This is a genomic window from Kitasatospora sp. NBC_01287, assembly GCF_026340565.1.
Taxonomy (GTDB): domain Bacteria; phylum Actinomycetota; class Actinomycetes; order Streptomycetales; family Streptomycetaceae; genus Kitasatospora.
This window is the reverse complement of record NZ_JAPEPB010000001.1, coordinates 164,396-183,527: the sequence shown is the minus strand read 5'-3', so window position 1 is coordinate 183,527 and position 19,132 is coordinate 164,396. Positions and strand designations below refer to the sequence as shown.

Below are 19,132 nucleotides of genomic sequence, written 5' to 3'. Positions count from 1 at the left end.
ACGCGCGGACCCGTGGTCCGCGCGGGACGACAGAGGGGCAGCCACTGTGAACCACCCGGTACGAGGTCTGCACCGACAGGCCGTCGAGGTCATCGGCGAGCGGATCATCCGTGGCGTGGTCGCCCCGGGTGCCTCGATCCACCCCGACCAGATCGAGCAGGAGCTCGGCGTCAGCAAGACCGTCGTCCGCGAGGCGCTGCGGGTCCTGGCGTCCAAGGGACTGATCGACTCCCGCCAGAAGCGCGGCACCTTCGTCAGACCGCGCTCCGACTGGAACCTGCTGGACAGCGACCTGCTGCGCTGGCAGGGCTCGGGCATCCCCGACGAGACCTTCCTCGACAACCTCGGCGAGGTCCGCGGGATCGTCGAGCCGGCCGGAGCCCGCCTGGCCGCCGAGCGCCGTGACGAGGCCGACCTCGCCGCGCTGGAGGCCGCCCTCGACCGGATGGCGGACGCGGGCGGCGACGCCGACGCCGTGATCGAAGCCGACCTCGCGTTCCACCGCGCGCTGCTCGCCGCCGCCCACAACGAGCTCCTCACCCGCATGGAAGTGGTGATCGAGGCAGGCCTGCGCGTGCGCGACCACATCGTGCACGGCGCCGACCACTGGGCCGACGCCGTACCCGCCCACCGGGCCGTCCTCGACGCCGTGCGCGCGCGGGAACCGGAGACGGCCGCCCGCGCCGTCCACGACCTGCTCGCCCAGGCCGCCACCGACCTCCACGAGCTGATGGACGACGCCGACCGCGGAGAGAGCGGATGAAGATCACATCATTGGAGACGTACCTCGTCGCCCCGCGCTGGCTGTTCCTGCGCGTCGCCACCGACGAGGGGATCACCGGCTGGGGCGAGCCCGTCGTCGAAGGCCGCGCCGAGACCGTGCGGGCCGCCGTGCGCGAACTCGCCGACCACCTGATCGGCGAGGACCCGCTGCGCATCGAGCACCACTGGCAGACCCTCACCAAGGGTGGCTTCTACCGGGGCGGCCCGGTGCTCTCCAGCGCGGTCGCCGGTATCGACCAGGCACTGTGGGACATCGCCGGCAAGGTCCACGGCGTTCCGGTCCACCAGCTGCTCGGCGGCCACGTCCGCGACCGGGTGCGGATGTACGCCTGGATCGGCGGTGACAGCCCCGCCGACGTCGCCGAACTCGCCCAGGCCCAGGTCGAGGCCGGCTTCACCGCCGTCAAGATGAACGGCTCGGCGCAGATGCGCCCGATCGACACCCCCGCCCGGACCCAGGCCGTCATCGACCGGGTGGCCGCCGTCCGCGAGGTCCTCGGCGAGGAGCGCGACGTGGCCATCGACTTCCACGGCCGGATGTCCACCGCCATGTCCCGGCGGCTGCTGCCCCTGCTGGAGCCGCTGCAGCCGATGTTCGTCGAGGAACCCGTCCTCCCCGAGCACTCCCGCGACCTGCGCCGCCTCGTCGACTCGACCTCCGTCCCGCTTGCCGTGGGTGAGCGGCTCTACTCCCGCTCCGACTTCCGGGACGTACTCGCCACCGGCATCGCGGTCGCCCAGCCCGACGTCTCGCACGCCGGTGGAATCTCCGAGGTGCGGCGCATCGCGTCGCTCGCCGAGGTCCACGATGTCGTGATGGCGCCGCACTGCCCCCTCGGTCCGATCGCCCTCGCGGCCAGTCTCCAACTCGCCTTCGCGATACCGAACTTCCTCATCCAGGAACAGGGCATCGGGATCCACTACAACCGCGGCGACGACCTGCTGGACTACCTCCTCGACCCCGAGCCGTTCCGCTTCACCGACGGCCACGCCAACCGGCCCACCGGCCCGGGCCTCGGCATCGACATCGACGAGGACGCCGTGCGCCGGGCCGCCGAGCGCGGCCACCGCTGGCGCAATCCCGTCTGGCACCACCCGGACGGCTCGTTCGCCGAATGGTGACCCGCCTGCCGCTGACCGCCCGCACCGACCCGGCCCACGGCGGCCGGTGGACCTCGTTGCGAGCAGGTGAGCGCGAATGGCTGTGGCACCGTCCCGACCCGGCCCGCGCCACCGTCCGCCCGGGCGACGCCTTCGTCGACTCCGGCGGCCTGGAGGAGTGCGTCCCGACCGTGCGCGGCACCCCCGACCACGGCGACGCGTGGTCCCGGCCCTGGCAGCGCGACGGCGACACCGACGTCCTGCGGTGCCCCGACTTCGTGCTGCGTCGACGCATCGAGGCCGGCCCGGCCGCGCTGCGCGCCGTCTACGAGCTGCACGCCGCCCCGGGGTACCGGCTGCTCTGGGCGGCCCACGCACTGCTCGACGTCACACCGGAAGCCCGGCTGATCGCCCCCGACACCACCTCGACCCGGCTCTTCCCCGAAGCGGCCGAGTGGCTGGCCCACCCCTGGCCCAGCGGTGCCCACCACATCACCGGACCGTGGCCGGCTCCGCACGGCCTGCGCCTGGACCGCCTCGGCCCCGATGACGGCAGCGCGGTCGGCGCGATTCTCACCGGCTGCGCGAGCGTGACGATCACCGACGGCCCCGACACGCTTTCCATGTCCCTGCACACCGACGCCGACGTCCCCGTCTCCGTCGCTCTGTGGCGCAACCTCCGCGGCTTCCCGGCCTCGGCCCCTTACCGCAGCATCGGCGTCGAACCGATGCTCGGATCCGTCTTCGACCTCGCCGAGGCAGGGCCTCGCGACGCCGCGACGGTGCCACCCGGGGGCACGCTGCGCTGGGAACTCGAGATCACCGCGACCAACAACCGCACCAGCTGACGGACAAGGCATCCCCCATGAACCTGACCGAACTGCCGTACCGGACGATGGCCATCGTGCGCGGCACCGACCGTGACGCGGCGCTCAGAGCCGTCCTCACCCTCGCCGAGGAGGGCGTCACCGCCACCGAGGTCTCCCTCACCACTCCCGGCGCCCTGTGGGTGATCGAACAGGCCCGCCGTGAACTCGGCCCGCACGTAACTCTCGGCGCCGGCACCGTCCTGACCTGTGAGGACGCCGTCCGCGCCGCCGACGCCGGCGCGAGCTTCCTCGTCACTCCCGGCCTCGGCAGAGATCCGGGTCACGGCACCTGGCCCGAACTCCCCGTGCTGATGGGCGCGCTGACGCCCAGCGAGGTGATCACCGCGACCGAGCGCGGAGCCCTCGCGGTCAAGCTCTTCCCCGCCTCCCTGGGCGGCCCCGGCTACCTGAAGGCCTTGCGGGACCCCTTCCCCACTGTCCCGTTCGTCCCCGTCGGCGGCATCGACACCGCCTCCGCCCTCGCGCACCTCGCCGCCGGGGCGGTCGCCGTGGGTGTCGGCTCACCCCTGGTCGGCGACGCCGCCAGCGGCGGAGACCTGGACGCACTGCGTGAGCGCGTCGCCCGGTGGCGCACCGCCCTGACCGAGGAGATCGCGGCATGACCGGCACGACCAGCACGACCAGCACGACCGGCACGACCGGCATGGCAGGTGCGACAGGTCCCGAGGTCGTCACCGTCGGGGAGACCATGGCCGCCCTGCGGGCCACCGGCCCGGTCAGGCTCGGAGCGCCGATGCGGCTGTCCGTCGCGGGCGCGGAGGCCAACGTCGCCATCGGCCTGGCCAGGCTCGGGCACCGGGTCGGCTGGGTCGGACGCGTCGGCGACGACGAGTTCGGCGCCCTCGTGCTGCGCACACTGCGCGCGGAGCAGGTCGACGTCAGCCACGCGCACCTCGACGCCGGCGGTCGGCCCACGGGCCTGCTGGTCCGCGAGGACCGGATCGCCGACCTGGTCAGCGTCGCCTACTACCGCTCGGGATCGGCCGGATCGGCCCTTCGGACCGCCCACGTCCTGCCCGCCCTGAACCCCGGCGTCCGCATCCTCCACCTGACCGGGATCACGCCCGCGCTGAGCCCCGGCGCCGCCGAGGCCGTCCGCGCGGCAGCCGCCAGGGCCGGGGAACTCGGCATCACCGTCTGCCTCGACGTCAACTACCGCGCCCGCCTGTGGTCGCCGGCCGAGGCGAGGAAGGCCCTGCTGCCACTGGCCCGGATGGCCGACGTGCTGGTCGCCTCCGCCGACGAACTGCACCTGGTCTCCGAGGACCCGTCCCTGCCCGAGACCGAGGCGGTCGCCGCGCTGCTCGCCCAGGGGCGCAGCGACGTGGTGATCACCCGCGCCGGCGACGGCGCGAGCGCCAGCACCGCGCGCGGTACCGTCAGCACGCGGGCGCGCAAGGTGCCCGTCGTCGATGTCGTCGGCGCCGGCGACGCGTTCGTCGCGGGCTACCTCTCCGGCCTGCTCGACGGGCTCGACGCCGAGGACCGCCTCCACCGGGCCGCCACCACCGGCGCCTTCGCCGTCGCCACCTGCGGTGACTGGGAAGGCCTGCCCGTCCGCCGCGACCTCGCCCTCCTCGATCAGCCCGCCGGCACCACCCTTCGCTAGTGCCGCGTCAACGCGACCCTCGCCCGCCGTGCGAAGGCCGCCTGACGCGGCCAGCCCCAGGAGAACCCTCGATGACCCTCCCCGCCCCCTTGCCCGGCCAGGTCGAGGTCTGGGCCGCCGGTGACCACGAACTCGGTGAAGGCGCCCGCTGGATCGACGGACGCCTGGTGTACGTCGACATCCTCGCCGGACGGCTCCTCGAAGTCGCCGACCTCCCCGGCCCGCGAACTCCCCGCGAAATCGCCCGCGTCGATGTCCCGCTCGGCGCCGTCGCCCCGATCGGCGACCGCCCCGGACACTGGATCGCCGCCGCCGGCACCGGCATCGCCCTGCTCGCCCCGGACGGCAGCCTGGACTGGCTCGCCCGCCCCGAGGACCGCTCACCCGTCCCCACCAGGATGAACGACGGTGCCTGCGACCCGCACGGTCGCTTCTGGGCCGGCAGCATGCCCTACGACGGCACCACCGGCGCCGGATCCCTCTACCGCACCGACCCCGACGGCTCCGTCCACCGCGTCCTCGACGGCCTGACCATCGTCAACGGCCCCGCCTTCGACAGCACGGGGGACCTCCTCTACGTCGCCGACACCGCGGCCGGCGTCATCCACCGCTGCACCCTCGACCCCGATGGCAACCCCATCGGCCGCGAGGAGTTCACCCGCGTGGACGCCGGTGGCTCCCCCGACGGCATGACCGTGGACACCGACGGCTGCCTCTGGGTGGCGATCTGGGGTCACGGCGCCGTCCACCGCTACCACCCCGACGGCACCCGCCTGGCGACCCTGCGCCTGCCCACCTCCCAACCCACCTCCGTATGTCTCACACCATCCGGTGGCCGCCTGTTGGTCACCACGGCCCGCTACGGCCTCGGCCACCCGGCCGACCCGGCAGGATCGGTGCTCCGCGTTCCCGTCGACGCCTCGGCCCCGCCCGCTCGCGCCTACCGGCAGGGAGTCCGCGGACCGATCGGGGGGAGCAGGCCGCCGGGGCCGGCCATCGGAACACCGGGGGGCACCGGAGAGGGTGCCACAGCGGCACGCGGGGCTCGGACCGCGAGTACTGTCGACAATGGTGGGCCGCTTGATCATCCCGTTCGTCGACGTCCTGCACCGGGTGTCGATGCGGATCGTCACGATGCCGATCCAGTCCCAGGGCATCATCACCAAGGGCCGGCGCGTAGCGGCTGCTGAGGGTGGCTCACATGGCTCCGCAGGGACGCGCGGTGACACCGGAACGCTTGATGCATAGTATGTGCAACTACTATCCAAGGGCAGAATGAGGTGTGGCTGGTGACCGGGTCGCCGGTGGTGCTGGGGGTCGAGTCCCGCTGGGACGGGACGGGCGCGGGGCTGGTGCGCGACGAGTGGCTGCCGGGGCGGGCGGTGGGCGTCGCGATGGCCGACGAGGTGAGCGTCGCGTGACCGCCGTCGAGGTCGCTCGGCTCGGTCCCGGCGCGCTGCTCGCACTGGGCGGGGAGATCAGGTCGGTGTACGCGGCGGCCTTCGGCGGGCCGCCGTGGCACGAGCCCGCGCACACGGCCGACGACTACCTGCTCCGGCTCGCCCGCGACGCCCGCCGGCCCGGTTTCACCGCGGCTACGGCCTACGGGGAGGACGGCCGCCTGATCGGATTCGCCACGGCCTGGACCACCCCGCGGCCGTTTCCCGCCGACCGCTGCTATGCGCACGTCAGCGGCGGCCTCGGTCAGCCGCGCACCCGTGCCTGGCTCTGCGGGGCCCGTGAGGTCGACGAACTGGCGGTTCACCCCGACCACGCCGGCCGCGGTGCCGGAGCGGCGCTGGTGGAGGAGATCAGTGCTGGGGTCCCCGATGATCGGTGCTGGTTGCTCACCACGGCTGCCGCCGGCGGGCCGCTGGACTTCTACCGGCGGCTCGGCTGGCACCCGGTGACCCTGCCCGAGCCGGACTCCGGCGGCCTCGTGGTGCTGCTCGGCCCCCGTCATCCCGGCGCCGGCACCGCCGGGCACAACGGTGCGGCAGGGTGAGGCGGCGTCAGCGTTCTTCCGGCGAGGCCAGGCCGTCCGCCTGCCGCTCCGTCGGTTCGTGCGCCTCCTCCTCGGGCGATCCGGGCAGCGTGATCGCGGTCACGATGAGGCCGCGCCGGACGAGCCATCGGCCGGAGAACGTGTCCAGGCGTCGCCCGGCCACCACCGGGCCGGGCACCAGCAGCTGTGCCGTGAAGGTGCCCGCGTTCGGGTCGATCTCGATCTCGGCCTGGTAGAACTCGAGTTCACGCCGCATCAGCGGGTACCAGGCCTTGAAGACGGACTCCTTGGCGCTGAAGAGCAGCCGGTCCCAGCGGATCTCGGGCCGGTGGTCCGACAGGGCCGTGACCGCCCGGTGCTCCGGTGGCAGGGTGGCGCTGCGCAGCACGACCTCGGGCGTCGGCAGGTTCGGTTCCGCGTCGATGCCGATCGAAGCGGCGTGCTGGGTGCGGGCGACGGCCGCGGCGCGGAAACCGGGGCAGTGCGTCATGCTCCCGCTGATCCCCGGTGGCCAGGCGGTCGCGCCTCGTCTGCCCGGAAGCAGCTCGACCGCGGGTACGCCGAGCTCCCCGAGGGCGCGCCGGGCGCAGCCGCGCACGGTCCTGAACTCCGCCTGCCGCCGCGGTACCGCCTTCGAGACGGCGGCCGACTCCGCGGGGAAGAGAGCGCCGTCGGCGTCGGCCGGGAGGTCCTCGAACACGCAGGCCGAGGCGACGCCGTCGGGCAGTAGCTCCTCGATCACGTCATGGCTCCTGAGCGCGCTGGGGGGCGGGGATCCTGGGGCAGTGGGACGCGGGTGACCGGACCGGCCTCGGGCCGGCGGGGCCGCCCCGGGCCCGCCGCGGTGGGGGCGGCGGACCCGCGGTGGGCGCCGTCAGGACCAGGTGATCTCCACCTTCTCGGGACCGCTGACGGCCAGGCCCGCCCGCCACTTCAGGGCATCGAGGTCGCCGCCCGCCCGCAGCTCGGGAAGGCGGGCCAGCAGGGTGGTGAAGGCGATGTCCAGCTCCAGGCGGGCCAATGCGGCACCGAGGCAGAAGTGGGCGCCGTAGCCGAAGGTGAGGTGGGAGGTCTCGGCGCGGTCCGGGGCGAAGTCGTGCGGGCAGCCGAACTTCTTGGGGTCGAAGTTCGCGGCGAAGGGCAGCGGCATCACCGCGTCGCCGGCGGCCACCGTCGTCCCGCCGACCTCGACGTCCTCCAGGGCGACCATGATGCGGAAGAGGTCGCTGGGCATGGCGACCCGCAGCAGTTCCTCGACGACCCGCTCGGTGCGGGCGGGTTCGGCGCGCAGCGCGTCGAGCTGCCCGGGGTTGCGCAGCAGGACCACCATGCCGGTCCCGATGGCGTTGACGGTGGTCTCGTGCCCGGCGATCAGCACCGAGACGGCCAGGTCGACCAACTCCTCGTCGGTCAGCTCCTCGTCCTCGGCCTGGGCGGCGATCCACTGCGAGAGCAGGTCGTCGGCGGGGGCGACGCGCTTGGCGGCGACGGCGGCGTTGAGGTAGCCGGCCAGCGCGATCATCGCGTCCCGCACCTGCTCGGGGCTGTGCGCGGTCACCGAGAGGATCGCGTCGGACCAGGCCGAGAAGCGGGAGCGGTCCTCCGGCGGCACACCCAGCAGTTCGCAGATGACCCGCATGGGCAGGGGCTGGGCGAACCCGCTCACCAGGTCCGCCGGGCCGCCCTCGGCGAGCAGGGCGTCGATCAGCTCGTCCGCTATCTCCTGCACGCGCGGGCGCAGCGCCTCCATGCGGCGGGCGCTGAAGGGGCGGGAGGCGAGGCGGCGCAGGGCGGCGTGCGGTGCGCCGTCCATGTTGATGGAGCGGCGGGGCGCGTCGGGCGCCATGGAGGACACCCCGATGCGCGGCCCGTCGCGGCCGACCATGCGGGTGATCCGCGGGTCGGTGAGCACCTGGCAGACCTCGTCATAGCCGGTCACCAGCCACGCGGGGGCACCGCTGGGCAGCCGCACCCGGCTCACCGGCTCGTTCTCGACCACCTTGGCGAGTTCGTCGGACAGCACGCCGGTGAACTCCTCGAAGGGGTAGGCGCGCAGGTCGGTGGCTGAGTTGTCGTGGGTGTCCATTGCTCTCTCCTGATGCTCTTGATGCCTGTGATGCCTGTGATGCCTGTGATGCTCGTGATGCTCGTGATGCCTGTGCTGACGTGGTGCCGGAACGCGCCGCGACCGGACGTCAGGCCGTGGCCGCCGTCGTGGCCGCTGCCGCCGTGTCCGGACCGGTCATGGCGGCGAAGCGGTCCGCCAGTTGCCCGGCCGCGCCCTGCATGATCAGCTCGGCGACCACGGACACCGGTCGGTCGGCCCAGTGCTCGTACTGGGTGCCCTTGACCCACTGGTTGAAGGCCCCCATGGCCGGCCCGCAGTGGATCTGGTAGTTGACGCGCCGTTCCTCGACGCCGTGCATCGCCAGCCGGGTGCAGTGCACGAAGTACCAGCGGAAGACCATGGCGAGCTTCTGCTTCGGGTTGGCCTCCACGGCGGCCAGCACCTGCGGGTCCACCCGCGCGTAGTGGTCGCGGGTCTCCTGCCAGACCTCCTCGAAGGTGCGGCCGAAGTACTGCTGCTCGATGGTCCTGCGGGTCTCGGGGTCGATCGCGTCGAGGGAGTCGTTGCGCTGGTACAGCTCGTAGAGCCGGTTGGCGCGGGCGGGGAAGAACAGTCCGCGCCGGGCCACCTGGACCCGCGCGCCCAGCTCGAACAGGTCGCCGGCCGGCGCGTACACCGTGTCCTGCACGTCCAGACCCTGGAGCAGGTCCTTCACGGAGTCGCTGGTGCCGGCCTCGGGGGTGCACTGGTTGACCGAGCCGGTCACCACGAAGTCCGCGCCCAGCACGAAGGCGGCCGCCGCGGCCTGCGGGGTCCCGATGCCGCCGGCGGCGCCGAGGCCGACGGGGTCGGCGTAGCCGTACCGCGTGCGCATGCGGTCGCGCAGCGCGGTCATGGCGGGCATCAGGGCGTAGGCGACACCCTGGTCGGTGTGGCCGCCGGAGTCGGCCTCGACGCAGATGTCGTCGGCCATGGCGATGTGCTCGCCGAGCCGGGCCTCGCGTTCGGTGAGCCGGCCGGCGGCCACAAGCTCCTTGACCAGGGCCTCGGGCGGCGGGCTGAGGAAGGCCGCGGCGACCTCGGGACGGGACACCTTGGCCAGGATCCGCCGGGGTCGGACGATGCGGCCGTCGGGTCCGGTGTCCAGGCCGGTGAGGCGCCAGCGGACCAGGCTGGGGCTGATCCTGACGAAGGCGGCGGCCTCCACGTTGCGCACGCCGTGCCGCAGGAAGACGTCGACGGCCTGCTCCTCGGCCTCGGGCCGGGCCAGGTTGGCGAGCAGGTTGACGCCGTAGGGCTGCCCGTCCGGGAGCTGGGCCTGGATCTCGCGGATGCCGGCCTCGATGCGCTCGGGGCTCAGGCCGCCGGTGCCGAGGAAGCCCATCAGGCCGGCCCGGCCCATGGCGACCACGAGCCGGCTGGAGCTGATGCCCTTGAACATCGAGCCGGCCAGGTAGGCGTACCTGAGGCCGTAGTCCGCCCGGAAGCGGGCGCTGCCGAGGCTCTCAGCCGTGATGCCCGACGGGTTCGCGAACACTGCTGCCACCTCCCACCGGGGCGAGGCGCACGGCGGCGGGGTGCGGCCGGTGCCCGGGAGCAGTGTGCCCGGGAGCGGTGTGTCCGGGGGCGGTGTGTGCGGCCGCCGGCGGGGCCAGGCGCTCCTGCCGGTCGCGCCGGTGCGGCTCGTGCTGCTGGCCCTGCTGGCCCTGCTGGTCCCGCTGGTCCTGCTGCTGGTCCTCGCGGGCCTGGCGGATCTGCTGGACCAGCCGGGCCAGCACCTTGCCGGGGCCGCACTCCCGGATGTCGGTGACGCCCTGGTCGAGGAGGAAGTCCACGCTCTGGCTCCAGCGCACGGGCTGCGCGATCTGCCGGGTGAGCAGGGAGGCGACGGTCGCGGTCGGGTCGCCGGGCGGTATCGGCCCGGCGGTGACGTTGGCGACGACCGGGACGGCGGGGGAGGCGAAGTTCATCGGGGCGAGGAAGGCGGCGAACTCGTCGGCGACCTCGCGCATGTAGCGGGAGTGGAAGGCGGCGCTGACCCGCAGCGGCTGGTAGACGCGGGCGCCGGCCGCCTCGAAGGCGGGTCCCGCGCCCTCGACGACCTCGCGCGGGCCGGAGACGACGACCTGGGTGGGCGCGTTGAGGTTGGCGATGTCGAGGTCCCACAGGCCGTGCCGGTCGATGACCTCGGCGACCGCGTCCGGCCCGAGGCCGACGACCGCGGCCATGCCGCCGCCGCGCACCTCGGCCATCAGCTCGGCCCGCCGCTTCACCAGCCGCAGGCCGTCCAGCAGGCCGAACACCCCGGCCGCGTGCAGGGCGTTGTACTCGCCCAGGCTGTGCCCGGCGACGTAGTCGGGGACCGGGCCCTCCTGGAGGGCGCGGTAGTAGTGCAGGGCGTTGACGACGTAGAGGCTGGGCTGGGTGTAGCGGGTGTCGGAGAGCAGCTTGTCCGGGTCCTCCAGGCAGAGGGTGCGCATCGAGTAGCCGACGATCTCGTCCACCTCGCGCTCGACCCGCCGGTACTCGGGGATCTCGTCGAAGAGCCCGGCGCCCATGCCGCGACGCTGGGAGCCCTGGCCGGGGAAGACGAAGGCGGTCTTCGCCCCGGCGGCGCCGCCGGCCCCGGCGGCTGACCCGGGCGCGGGCGCCGCTACGGGAGCCACGCGAGCCGCAGGAGCCGCGAGCGCTACGGGAGCTACGGGAGTCGCGGGAGCCACGTCGCGCGGGGCTCGCGGGACGCGCGGGGCGTCGGCGAGGAGTTGCTCCAGCCGCGCGAGTTCCCCGCCGAAGGGCGAGAGCACGGTGGTCACGGTGGACGCGGTGTCGTCCAGCAGGTACTTCACCGAGGTGGCCAGAGTGCCGGAGGGGCCGACGTCGAGGTAGCGGTAGGCCCCCGCGGCCTCCAGGGCGCGGATGGTCTGCTGGAACCTGATGGGTTCGCGCGCGACGGTCCACAGCTGCTCGGCGGTCGGCCGGTCCAGCTGCCGGGCGGCGGCGCAGCACACCACGGGCACCGTCGGTGGCGCCCACGGCAGCGCCCGCAGGTGGCCGAGCATCGCGTCCCTGGCGGGCTCGATCCACCGCGAGTGGTAGGGCAGCCCGACCGCGAGCTTCTGGTGCACGACCTGACGTTCCGTCAGCACCCGCTCCACCTCGGGCAGCAGCTCGGCGGTGGTGGACAGCACGAAGTGGGTGTCGAAGTTGTACGCGGCGATCTCGCCGTACCGGTCCAGGTCCGCGCTGTGGAAGAGGGCGGGCTCGTCCAGGATCGCCACCATGGCACCGGGGCCGCAGCTGCGCCGCATCAGCTCGGGCTGGGCGGCGGAGCTGAGCAGCGCCTCCTCCCACGGGAGGGCGCCGGCGGCCACCGCGGCGGCGAGCATGCCGGCGCTGGCTCCGAGGACGAGGTCGGGCACCAGGCCGGCCTCGGCGAGCTCCTGGGTGAGCGCGTACTCGGTCATGAAGATCGCGGGATGGGTGAGGGCGGGGTCACTGAAGGGCTCGGAGACGCCGTGGTGCGCGCCGAACACCTCGGCCAGCACGCCGCGGCCCGTCTCGCGCGTCAGGAGCGCGTCCATCCGGTCCATGGCCGCCCGGAACACCGGCCGTTGCTGGTAGAGCGTCCAGCCCATCCGGTGGTACTGCGATCCGAGTCCGGAGTACATGAAGACGATCGGCTCAGCCATGTGCGCCCCTTTCTGACACCTCTGACACCTCTGACACCTCTGACACCTCTGGTACTTCTGGTACTTCTGGTACTTCGGACACGAAAGTCACTCGTCGGCGAGCAGTCGGCGCGGTTCTTCCAGACACCTCTTGATCTCTCCCAGGAACTGGACCGCCTCGCTGCCGTCGACCAGGCGGTGGTCGTAGGTGAGCGCGGTGTACATCATCGGCCGCACCACGATGTCGCCGTCGACGACGACGGGCCGGTCCTGGATCGCGTGCAGCCCGAGGATGGCGCACTGCGGGTGGTTGATGATCGGGGTGGACAGCAGCGAGCCGTACACCCCGCCGTTGGTGATGGTGAAGGTGCCGTCCTGGAGGTCGGCCGGATCCAGCCGGCCCGAGCGGGCCCGGGCGGCGAGCGCCTGGATCTCCTCCTCCAGTTCGGTGAAGGACCTGCGGCCGGCGTCCCGGACCACGGGCACCAGCAGGCCGCGGTCGGTGGCGACGGCGACACCGAGGTCGTAGCGGTCGCGGTGCACCACGTCCGGGCCGTCGATCGTCGCGTTGACCACGGGGAAGCGGCGCAGCGCGGCGACAGCGGCCTTGACGAAGAAGGGCACGATGCCGAGCCGGGTGCGAGGGGCCCCGCCGGGGCGGGAGTTGTACCGCTCGCGCAGGTGCCGGACCGCGGTGAGGTCCACCTCGCTGACGGTGGTGACCATGGCCTGGGTGCTCTGGGCGCGCATCAGGTTCTCGCCGATGCGCCGGCGGATCCGGCTCATCGGCTCCCTGCGCCCGCCGCCCGGCCGGCCGGCGGGCTCCCCGGGCTCCGCGGGTACCGCCGGCGGCACGCCGGTCCGCGCGTCAGCCTCCTCCCGGGTCGCCACGACCGCCAGGACGTCACCGGGCGCCACCGTCGCGCCGACCGGTGCCAGGATCTCGGCCAGGACCCCGGCCGCCGGCGCCACCACCTCCAGGACGACCTTGTCGGTCTCCAGGTCGGCCAGCGGCTCCCCGGCCTCGACCCGCTCGCCGGGTGCGCGGTGCCAGCGGGTGACCTCGGCGTCGTCGCCGGCCCTGGCGAGCCGGGGCGCGGGGACGCCGACCCGGCCGCGCCCCTCGGCGGCCGGCGCGTCCGCGTGCGTCGGCTCCGCGTGCGTCGGCTCCGCGTGCGTCGGCTCCGCGTGCGTCGTCATCTGCCGAACCGCCTCTCGATCCGCTCGCCGACCTCCGCGGTGTGGAACGTGGCGCTGTGCATCACCAGTTCGCGCTCGATCACCTCGGGCAGCTCCTGGCGCAGGCCGCGCACCAGGTGCGCCTTCAGCGCGACGAGGGCACCCCGCGGCTTGTCGGCGATCTCCCGGGCCAGTTCGCCGGCCCGGGGCAGCACCTCGGCGCGCGGCAGCACGGTCAGGCCCACGCCGCGCCGGGCCAGTTCGTCGCCGCGGAAGCCACGGGCGGAGAGCAGCATCTCCTGGGCCAGGTCGGGGCCGAGCTTGGCGGGCAGCACGCAGGTGGCGCCCATGCCGGGCGTGAAGCCGTACTTCATGAAATTGGTGGTGTAGATGCTCTCCCGGCTCAGCAGCACCACGTCGGCGAAGAGCCCGAAGACGAAGCCGCCGCCGACGCCGTGGCCCTGCATGGCGGAGATCACCGGGATCTCGCACTCCAGCGCCAGGCTGTAGAGGTTGGTGTCGGTGAACCGTCCGTGGCCCTCGTGCAGCATGGTCAGCCCCTCACGGGTGCCGCCGGTGCAGAAGTACGGGCCGTAGCCGGTGAGGACGACCGCCCGGTAGGAGGGGTCGGTGCTGACCGCCGCGAAGGCGTCGATCAGGCCGCGCACCAGTCGCGGGGAGAAGGTGTTGCGGTGCTCCTCGTCCCGCATGGTGATCCGCACGACGCCGGGGTCGGTCTCCCTGATGTCGACCACTGGCTGGGTCATCGGACCTCCTCTTCTTCCCAGGGGAACCGGCCGGTCCTGACGTACCGGGCGATGGCGTCGAGGTTGCGCGGGTCGCCGAAGACCTCGCGGTTGGCGGCGAGCGCCGGGGCGCGGGACGCGGCGAGGGCCGGGTTCAGCTCGGCGAAGTACGCCTTGCAGCGGGTCACCGCGGGCTTGGTGAGCCGGCGCAGCCGCAGCAGGTGCCGGCGGAGCAGGTCGTCGCTGCGCGCGTCCCAGGCGTCCACCAGCCCGTAGCGCAGGGCGTCGGTGACGGGGACGGGCTGGGTGGTGAGCGTCAGGTAGCGGGCCGCCTGCTCCCCGGTGCGCCGCACCAGGAAGGGCAGCACGCAGGCCGGCAGCAGCCCCCAGAGCAGTTCGGAGAGGCTGAACCGGGCCGTGTCGTCGGCCAGCGCGATGTCGCAGGCGGCGGCGAAGCCGACGCCGCCCGCGGTCACCTCGCCCCGGATGTGCGCGATGCTGACGAACGGACCGGTGGCCAGGTCCAGCCAGAGGTCGTACAGCGGGCCGGGGTCGCCGCCGCCCGAGCGGGCGCCGCCCTCGCCGCCCTGGCCGCCCTGGCCGCCCTGGCCGCCCTCGCCGAGCGCGGCGAAGTCGGCACCCGTGCAGAACACTTCGGGCAGGCCCTCGACCACGACCACGGTCGCGGTGTCGCGGTGCTCGGCGAGGGCGGCGCGGAACTCGTTGACCAGCGTCGTGTTGATGGCGTTGCGGGCCTGCGGCCGGTCCATCCGGATCCGGCAGACGGTGCCCTGGCGGCTGACCCGCAGGCTCTGGTAGGTCGCCGAGCTCATCGCACCCACTCGTACTCGCGGTGGAACTCGCGGATGCCGGTGAGCACCAGCTTGGGCCGGCCGGGCTGCGCGGCCCGGGCCTGGGGCAGGAAGTCCTGGTCGATGGTGACGTTGCGGGTGCCGAACCTGATGGCGGTGCCGCCGCGCACGACCAGGTCGTACTCGTCGGTGGTGAGCTGGTGGCGGGTGTCGAGGTGCTTGGCGATGCCCATGGCGGCGAGCGTGGCCCGGCTCTCGGGCGTCACCACGCCGCTGTAGAACTCCGAGCAGCAGCCGGAGCCGTAGGAGAAGCAGCCGATCCGGCTCGGGCCCGGGAGGTCGGAGTTCTCGATGGTGCTGGCCAGGGCGAGGAAGACGGTGCCGCCCATGATGTTGCCGACCCGCTGGCAGAACTCCAGGCCGGGCCGCACCCGGCGGTCGAAGTCCGGCTGGATCTCGGGTGCCTTGGCGCGGGCGACCTTGCGCATCATCATCCGGTGCGCGCCCTTGACCATGCCGCCGAACGGGGTGTGGAAGACCAGCCGGTCGAAGGTGGTGCGGTAGTCCACGTCGGCGACCCGCCGGGAGTACTCCTGGAACGCCTGCTCGGCGCAGTCCAGGTACGACAGCAGCGACAGGTCGGCGTCGCCGGCCTCGCTGTCGGGGATCGGGCGGCAGGTGTCCATCACCTCGTAGCCGTGGTAGCCGTTGGCACCGACGTCCACCTGGAAGACCTCGGGGCGGTCGCTGATCAGCATCGCGACGGCGCCGGCTCCGGCGCTGGGCTCGGCGAACGACCAGTCCTGGGTGAGCGCGTCACCGCCCTCGGCGACGACGAACCGCGAGATGTCGGTGGCCACGACCAGTGCCTTGGCGCCGGGGGAGGCCTGCGACAGGATGAAGTTGACGGCCATCTGGAAGCCGGCGGTCCCGGCGTAGCAGGCCTGCTTGAGCTCGAAGAGCCGCACGGTGCGGCTCAGGCCCAGGTGGTGGTGGATGTACGTGCTCATCGACTTCCCGAAGTCCACGCCGGACTCGGTGCAGGTGATGACCAGTTCGATGCGGTCGCGCTCCTCCTGGGAGAGCGCGTCCACGATGGGGCGGGCGGCGTTGACGGCGAAGGTGACCGGGTCCTCGAAGGGGAGGGCGACGGCCTTCTCCTTCATCAGGAGGTTCTGGAAGCGGGTGCGGTCCAGCGACCGGTGGACGGCGAGCCGTTCCAGGTCGAGCACCGCGCTGCCGCCGAAGACGTTCATGGCCTCGATGCCGACTGTCATGTCGTCTCCTCGTGTTCGTCGCGGTTGCGCAGGCAGATCGCGGTGTTGATGCCGCCGAACCCGTAACTCAGGCTCAGCGCCCGGCGGACGGAGTGCGGTTCGGCCTCGGGGCCCACCCAGCGGGGGCGGGGGTCGATGGGGTGGGCGAGGTTGCGGGTCGGGTGCAGCCGCCCGGCTTCCATCTGGAGCAGGGTGGCGGCGACCTCGACCGCGCCGGCCGCGCTGATGCCGTGGCCGGTCAGCGCCTTGGTGGCGTTGAGCCGCACGCCGCCGAGCCCGCAGGCGGCGAGGGCGGCGAGTTCGGTCTCGTCGCCGCGCCCTGACCCGCTGCCGTGCGGGTTGACGTAGTCCACGTCCTCGGGCCGCCAGCCGGCGTGCTCCAGGGCGGCGCGGATCACCGCGCTCTCCCCGTCCAGGGACGGGTGGGGGCTGCGGTGGGCGTCGGCGACGAAGGCCCAGCCCGCCAGGTCGGCGTAGGGGGTGCGCCGGGCGGCGGGCGCGGACTCGATGACCAGGGCCGCGCAGCTCTCGCCGTAGACGAAGCCGTCGCGGTCGCGGTCGAAGGGGCGGCACGCGGCGGCCGGGTCGTCGGCGTACCGGTCCGAGCCCATCGCGCCCAGCGAGCGCAGCGCCTGGCACTCCCAGGAGGACAGGTCGGAGAGGGCGCCGACCGCGACGCAGAGGTCCAGGCGCCCCTCCCGGACCGCCTGCGCTGCCTCGATGACGGCCAGCGCGCCGGCCGCGGAGGCGCCGCCCACGGTGTGGACCGGGCCGCGCACGCCGAGCTGCTCGGCGCACACCGCGGCCACGTCGGTGTCGAGGAAGAGCTGGCCGTAGCCGGGCTTGAGGAACTCCGGGCGGTCGCGGTGGCGGTCCTGCAGCAGCGCGAGTTCGCGCTGCTGCAGGTTGGAGCCGCCGACGATCAGGCCCACGCGCCGCGGGTCGACGCCGTCGGCCTTGGCGTCCTCCCACGCCTCGGTGACGGTGGCCAGCGCGACCTGGCTGGTCCAGGAGACGCTGCGCAGGACCTTGGCGGGGACCGAGGCCGGCAGCTCCAGGTGCGCGATCTCCGCGCCGAGGAAGGCCGAGGAGGCGTGCTGGCGGCCGGGCCGGGTCATCACGCCGAAGGCCTGCCGGCCGGCCAGGAGCGCTTCCAGGAAGCGGTCGCGCCCCTGGCCGATGGCGGCCGTGACGCCTATCCCGGTGATGACCGGCTCAGGCATCGGCGAGCTTCTTCGCCAGTCGCTCGGCGAGCTCGCCGATGTCCTGCGGGCCGAAGAGCTCGGCGCGCGGGATGTCCAGCGCCAGCGACTCCAGGACCAGCGAGACGATCTCGGCGCGGTCCACCGAGTCGGCTCCCAGCTCCTGCAGCTCGTCCGAGGGGACGAAGGTGTGGTCCGCCAGCTCGGGCAGCACCTCGACGGTGTGCGCGCCGATCAGTCGGACGATCTCGTCCTGGTCCATCTGCATGCTCCTTCTGGTCGTGCTCCCGGCGGGGGATCGGGAGATCGGGGGGCGGGACATCGGGTGATCCGGGGATCGGGTGATCCGGTGATCGGGGGATCGGGGGGCGACCTCAGGCCGGTTCGGCGGCGGTCGCCAGGGCCGTCGCCGGGCCCGGGTCGGGGTCGGCGCCGGCGCCCGCGCCGGGCAGCCTGCGGCGGAACTCCACGCGGAGCAGGGCCAGGCTGGCCAGCGCCTGCACGGTGACGGTGGCGATGGACAGGTACCAGACCTGGTCGGCGCTGAAGTCGTGGCGGGAGTGCAGCCAGATCAGCGGCACCACGAAGAGCACCAGCCGGCCGCTGGAACTCAGCAGCGCCGGGCGGGTGTTGCCCAGGCCCTGGAAGAGGCTGGAGCAGGTGAAGATCAGGCCCTGGGCCACGAAGTTCCACGACTGCAGGCGCAGGAACTCCCCGCCCGCGGTGTCGACCGCGTGATCGGAGCTGAACAGCCGCATCAGGCCCGACGGGTCCAGCTGGACGAGCGCGGTCAGCGGCACCATCACCGCGATGATGGCGACGGCGGCGGTGGAGAAGGTGCGCACGACCCGGTCGGCGCGGCCCGCGCCGAAGTTCTGTCCGGCGATGGGCCCGGCGGCGAAGCCGACGGCGATGGCGGGCAGCAACACGGCGTTCATCAGGCGCGACCCGGCGCCGAAGCCGGCCTGGGTGGCGGACCCGAAGCCCCGGATCGCCCAGTAGACCAGGGCGGAGTTGACGAAGAGGAACGCGTACTCGGCGCCCGCGGGCAGACCGATGGCCAGCAGCCGCCGCCAGCGGTCGAGTCGGGGCCGCCACTGGGCGGGATCGATGGTGATGTGGCGCTCGGTCCGCTGGAAGTACACCGCGAGGACCACCACGGCGAAGGCGACCGAGATGGTGCTGGCCAGGCCGGCGCCGGCGACGCCCATGCCGTGGCCGAGGCCCTTGCCGGCGATGAGGAACGGCGCGAGCAGCGCGTTCAGCAGCACGCTCAACGTCTGGATCATCACCGGCTGCTGGACGATGCCGATGCCGCGCAGCCCGGCGCTCATGGTGGCGAGCGGGAACTGCAGCGCCAGCGACGGCAGGAACCAGTACAGGTAGAGGCGGCCGGCGTGCACCGCCGCCGGGTCGCCGGTGATCGAGTCGAGGTACGGACCGAGCAGCAGGTAGCCGGCCACGAGCAGGGCGCCGCCGCCGATCACCGAGAGCACCAGCGCCTGGTTGAACGCCCCGGTCGCGTCGGCCCGGTCCTTGCGCCCGACCGCCTGGGAGACCAGCACCACCGTGCCCACGCCGAGGACCTGGGTGAGGGCCAGCACCAGGAAGGTGGCGTTGCCCGCGCCGCTGACCCCGGCGATGTCCGCCTTGCCGAGCGGGGCGATGAAGTACAGGTCGACCAGATAGTAGAGGGTCTGGAAGAGCAGGCCGATCCCGATGGGCAACGCCATGCCTGCGAGGCTGCGCGCGAGCGAACCCTGGGTCAGGTCTTTCATCTACCGTCTCTCTT

19 protein-coding genes are annotated in these 19,132 nt (G+C 73.4%); 8 read left to right on the top strand and 11 right to left on the bottom strand.

Annotated elements, in window-relative coordinates; translation table 11 throughout:
- Positions 1-46 precede the first annotated feature (46 nt).
- From OG455_RS00475 to OG455_RS00440, 8 genes are all read left to right on the top strand, one after another.
- Positions 47-763: a FadR/GntR family transcriptional regulator gene (locus tag OG455_RS00475; protein ID WP_266288942.1), complete on the top strand. Its 717-nt coding sequence runs from the start codon at positions 47-49 to the stop codon at positions 761-763.
- Positions 760-1,905 (top strand): galactonate dehydratase, encoded by a 1,146-nt coding sequence (gene dgoD / locus OG455_RS00470; protein WP_266288940.1) that lies wholly within the window; start codon positions 760-762, stop codon positions 1,903-1,905. The genes OG455_RS00475 and dgoD overlap by 4 nt, the downstream gene beginning before the upstream one ends.
- A complete protein-coding gene (locus OG455_RS00465; protein WP_266288938.1) occupies positions 1,899-2,732 on the top strand; it encodes a hypothetical protein in 834 nt (277 codons plus the stop codon). The genes dgoD and OG455_RS00465 overlap by 7 nt, the downstream gene beginning before the upstream one ends.
- Before the next feature lie 17 nt (positions 2,733-2,749).
- Complete coding sequence (locus OG455_RS00460) at positions 2,750-3,376, top strand: bifunctional 4-hydroxy-2-oxoglutarate aldolase/2-dehydro-3-deoxy-phosphogluconate aldolase (RefSeq protein WP_266288936.1); 627 nt, start codon at positions 2,750-2,752, stop codon at positions 3,374-3,376.
- Positions 3,377-3,417: 41 nt separating this feature from the next.
- A complete protein-coding gene (locus tag OG455_RS00455; protein ID WP_266300611.1) occupies positions 3,418-4,383 on the top strand; it encodes a sugar kinase in 966 nt (321 codons plus the stop codon).
- A 71-nt stretch (positions 4,384-4,454) separates the two neighbouring features.
- A complete protein-coding gene (locus OG455_RS00450) occupies positions 4,455-5,573 on the top strand; it encodes an SMP-30/gluconolactonase/LRE family protein (protein WP_266288934.1) in 1,119 nt (372 codons plus the stop codon).
- Between the two features lie 99 nt (positions 5,574-5,672).
- On the top strand, positions 5,673-5,804 hold the full coding sequence (locus tag OG455_RS00445; RefSeq protein WP_323185366.1) for a hypothetical protein: 132 nt from the start codon (positions 5,673-5,675) through the stop codon (positions 5,802-5,804).
- Positions 5,801-6,388 (top strand): GNAT family N-acetyltransferase, encoded by a 588-nt coding sequence (locus OG455_RS00440; RefSeq protein WP_266288932.1) that lies wholly within the window; start codon positions 5,801-5,803, stop codon positions 6,386-6,388. The genes OG455_RS00445 and OG455_RS00440 overlap by 4 nt, the downstream gene beginning before the upstream one ends.
- Before the next feature lie 7 nt (positions 6,389-6,395).
- On the opposite strand, the gene OG455_RS00435 is transcribed toward OG455_RS00440, so the two are convergent.
- The 11 genes from OG455_RS00435 to OG455_RS00385 form a co-directional block, all read right to left on the bottom strand.
- Positions 6,396-7,130: a 4'-phosphopantetheinyl transferase gene (locus OG455_RS00435; protein WP_266288930.1), complete on the bottom strand. Its 735-nt coding sequence runs from the start codon at positions 7,128-7,130 to the stop codon at positions 6,396-6,398.
- 132 nt (positions 7,131-7,262) lie between these two features.
- A complete protein-coding gene (locus tag OG455_RS00430; RefSeq protein ID WP_266288928.1) occupies positions 7,263-8,474 on the bottom strand; it encodes a cytochrome P450 in 1,212 nt (403 codons plus the stop codon).
- Between the two features lie 109 nt (positions 8,475-8,583).
- Positions 8,584-9,993, bottom strand: coding sequence for a PfaD family polyunsaturated fatty acid/polyketide biosynthesis protein (locus tag OG455_RS00425; RefSeq protein WP_266288926.1), 1,410 nt, complete (start codon positions 9,991-9,993; stop codon positions 8,584-8,586).
- Positions 9,962-12,145, bottom strand: a complete 2,184-nt coding sequence (gene fabD, locus OG455_RS00420; protein ID WP_266288924.1) for an ACP S-malonyltransferase — start codon at positions 12,143-12,145, stop codon at positions 9,962-9,964. Before fabD ends, OG455_RS00425 begins: the two co-directional genes overlap by 32 nt.
- Positions 12,146-12,232: 87 nt before the next feature.
- Positions 12,233-13,324, bottom strand: coding sequence for a 2-oxo acid dehydrogenase subunit E2 (locus tag OG455_RS00415; RefSeq protein ID WP_266288922.1), 1,092 nt, complete (start codon positions 13,322-13,324; stop codon positions 12,233-12,235).
- A complete protein-coding gene (locus tag OG455_RS00410) occupies positions 13,321-14,070 on the bottom strand; it encodes a polyketide synthase (RefSeq protein WP_266288920.1) in 750 nt (249 codons plus the stop codon). Before OG455_RS00410 ends, OG455_RS00415 begins: the two co-directional genes overlap by 4 nt.
- Complete coding sequence (locus tag OG455_RS00405; protein ID WP_266288918.1) at positions 14,067-14,882, bottom strand: enoyl-CoA hydratase/isomerase; 816 nt, start codon at positions 14,880-14,882, stop codon at positions 14,067-14,069. Before OG455_RS00405 ends, OG455_RS00410 begins: the two co-directional genes overlap by 4 nt.
- A complete protein-coding gene (locus OG455_RS00400) occupies positions 14,879-16,138 on the bottom strand; it encodes a hydroxymethylglutaryl-CoA synthase family protein (RefSeq protein ID WP_266288916.1) in 1,260 nt (419 codons plus the stop codon). The genes OG455_RS00405 and OG455_RS00400 overlap by 4 nt, the downstream gene beginning before the upstream one ends.
- The gene (locus OG455_RS00395) at positions 16,135-17,361 is read right to left on the bottom strand and encodes a beta-ketoacyl synthase N-terminal-like domain-containing protein (protein ID WP_266288914.1); all 1,227 of its coding nucleotides are present in this window, start codon (positions 17,359-17,361) and stop codon (positions 16,135-16,137) included. The genes OG455_RS00400 and OG455_RS00395 overlap by 4 nt, the downstream gene beginning before the upstream one ends.
- Positions 17,354-17,602: an acyl carrier protein gene (locus OG455_RS00390; RefSeq protein ID WP_266288912.1), complete on the bottom strand. Its 249-nt coding sequence runs from the start codon at positions 17,600-17,602 to the stop codon at positions 17,354-17,356. Before OG455_RS00390 ends, OG455_RS00395 begins: the two co-directional genes overlap by 8 nt.
- Before the next feature lie 112 nt (positions 17,603-17,714).
- The gene (locus OG455_RS00385) at positions 17,715-19,073 is read right to left on the bottom strand and encodes an MATE family efflux transporter (RefSeq protein ID WP_266288910.1); all 1,359 of its coding nucleotides are present in this window, start codon (positions 19,071-19,073) and stop codon (positions 17,715-17,717) included.
- Positions 19,074-19,132: the final 59 nt, after the last annotated feature.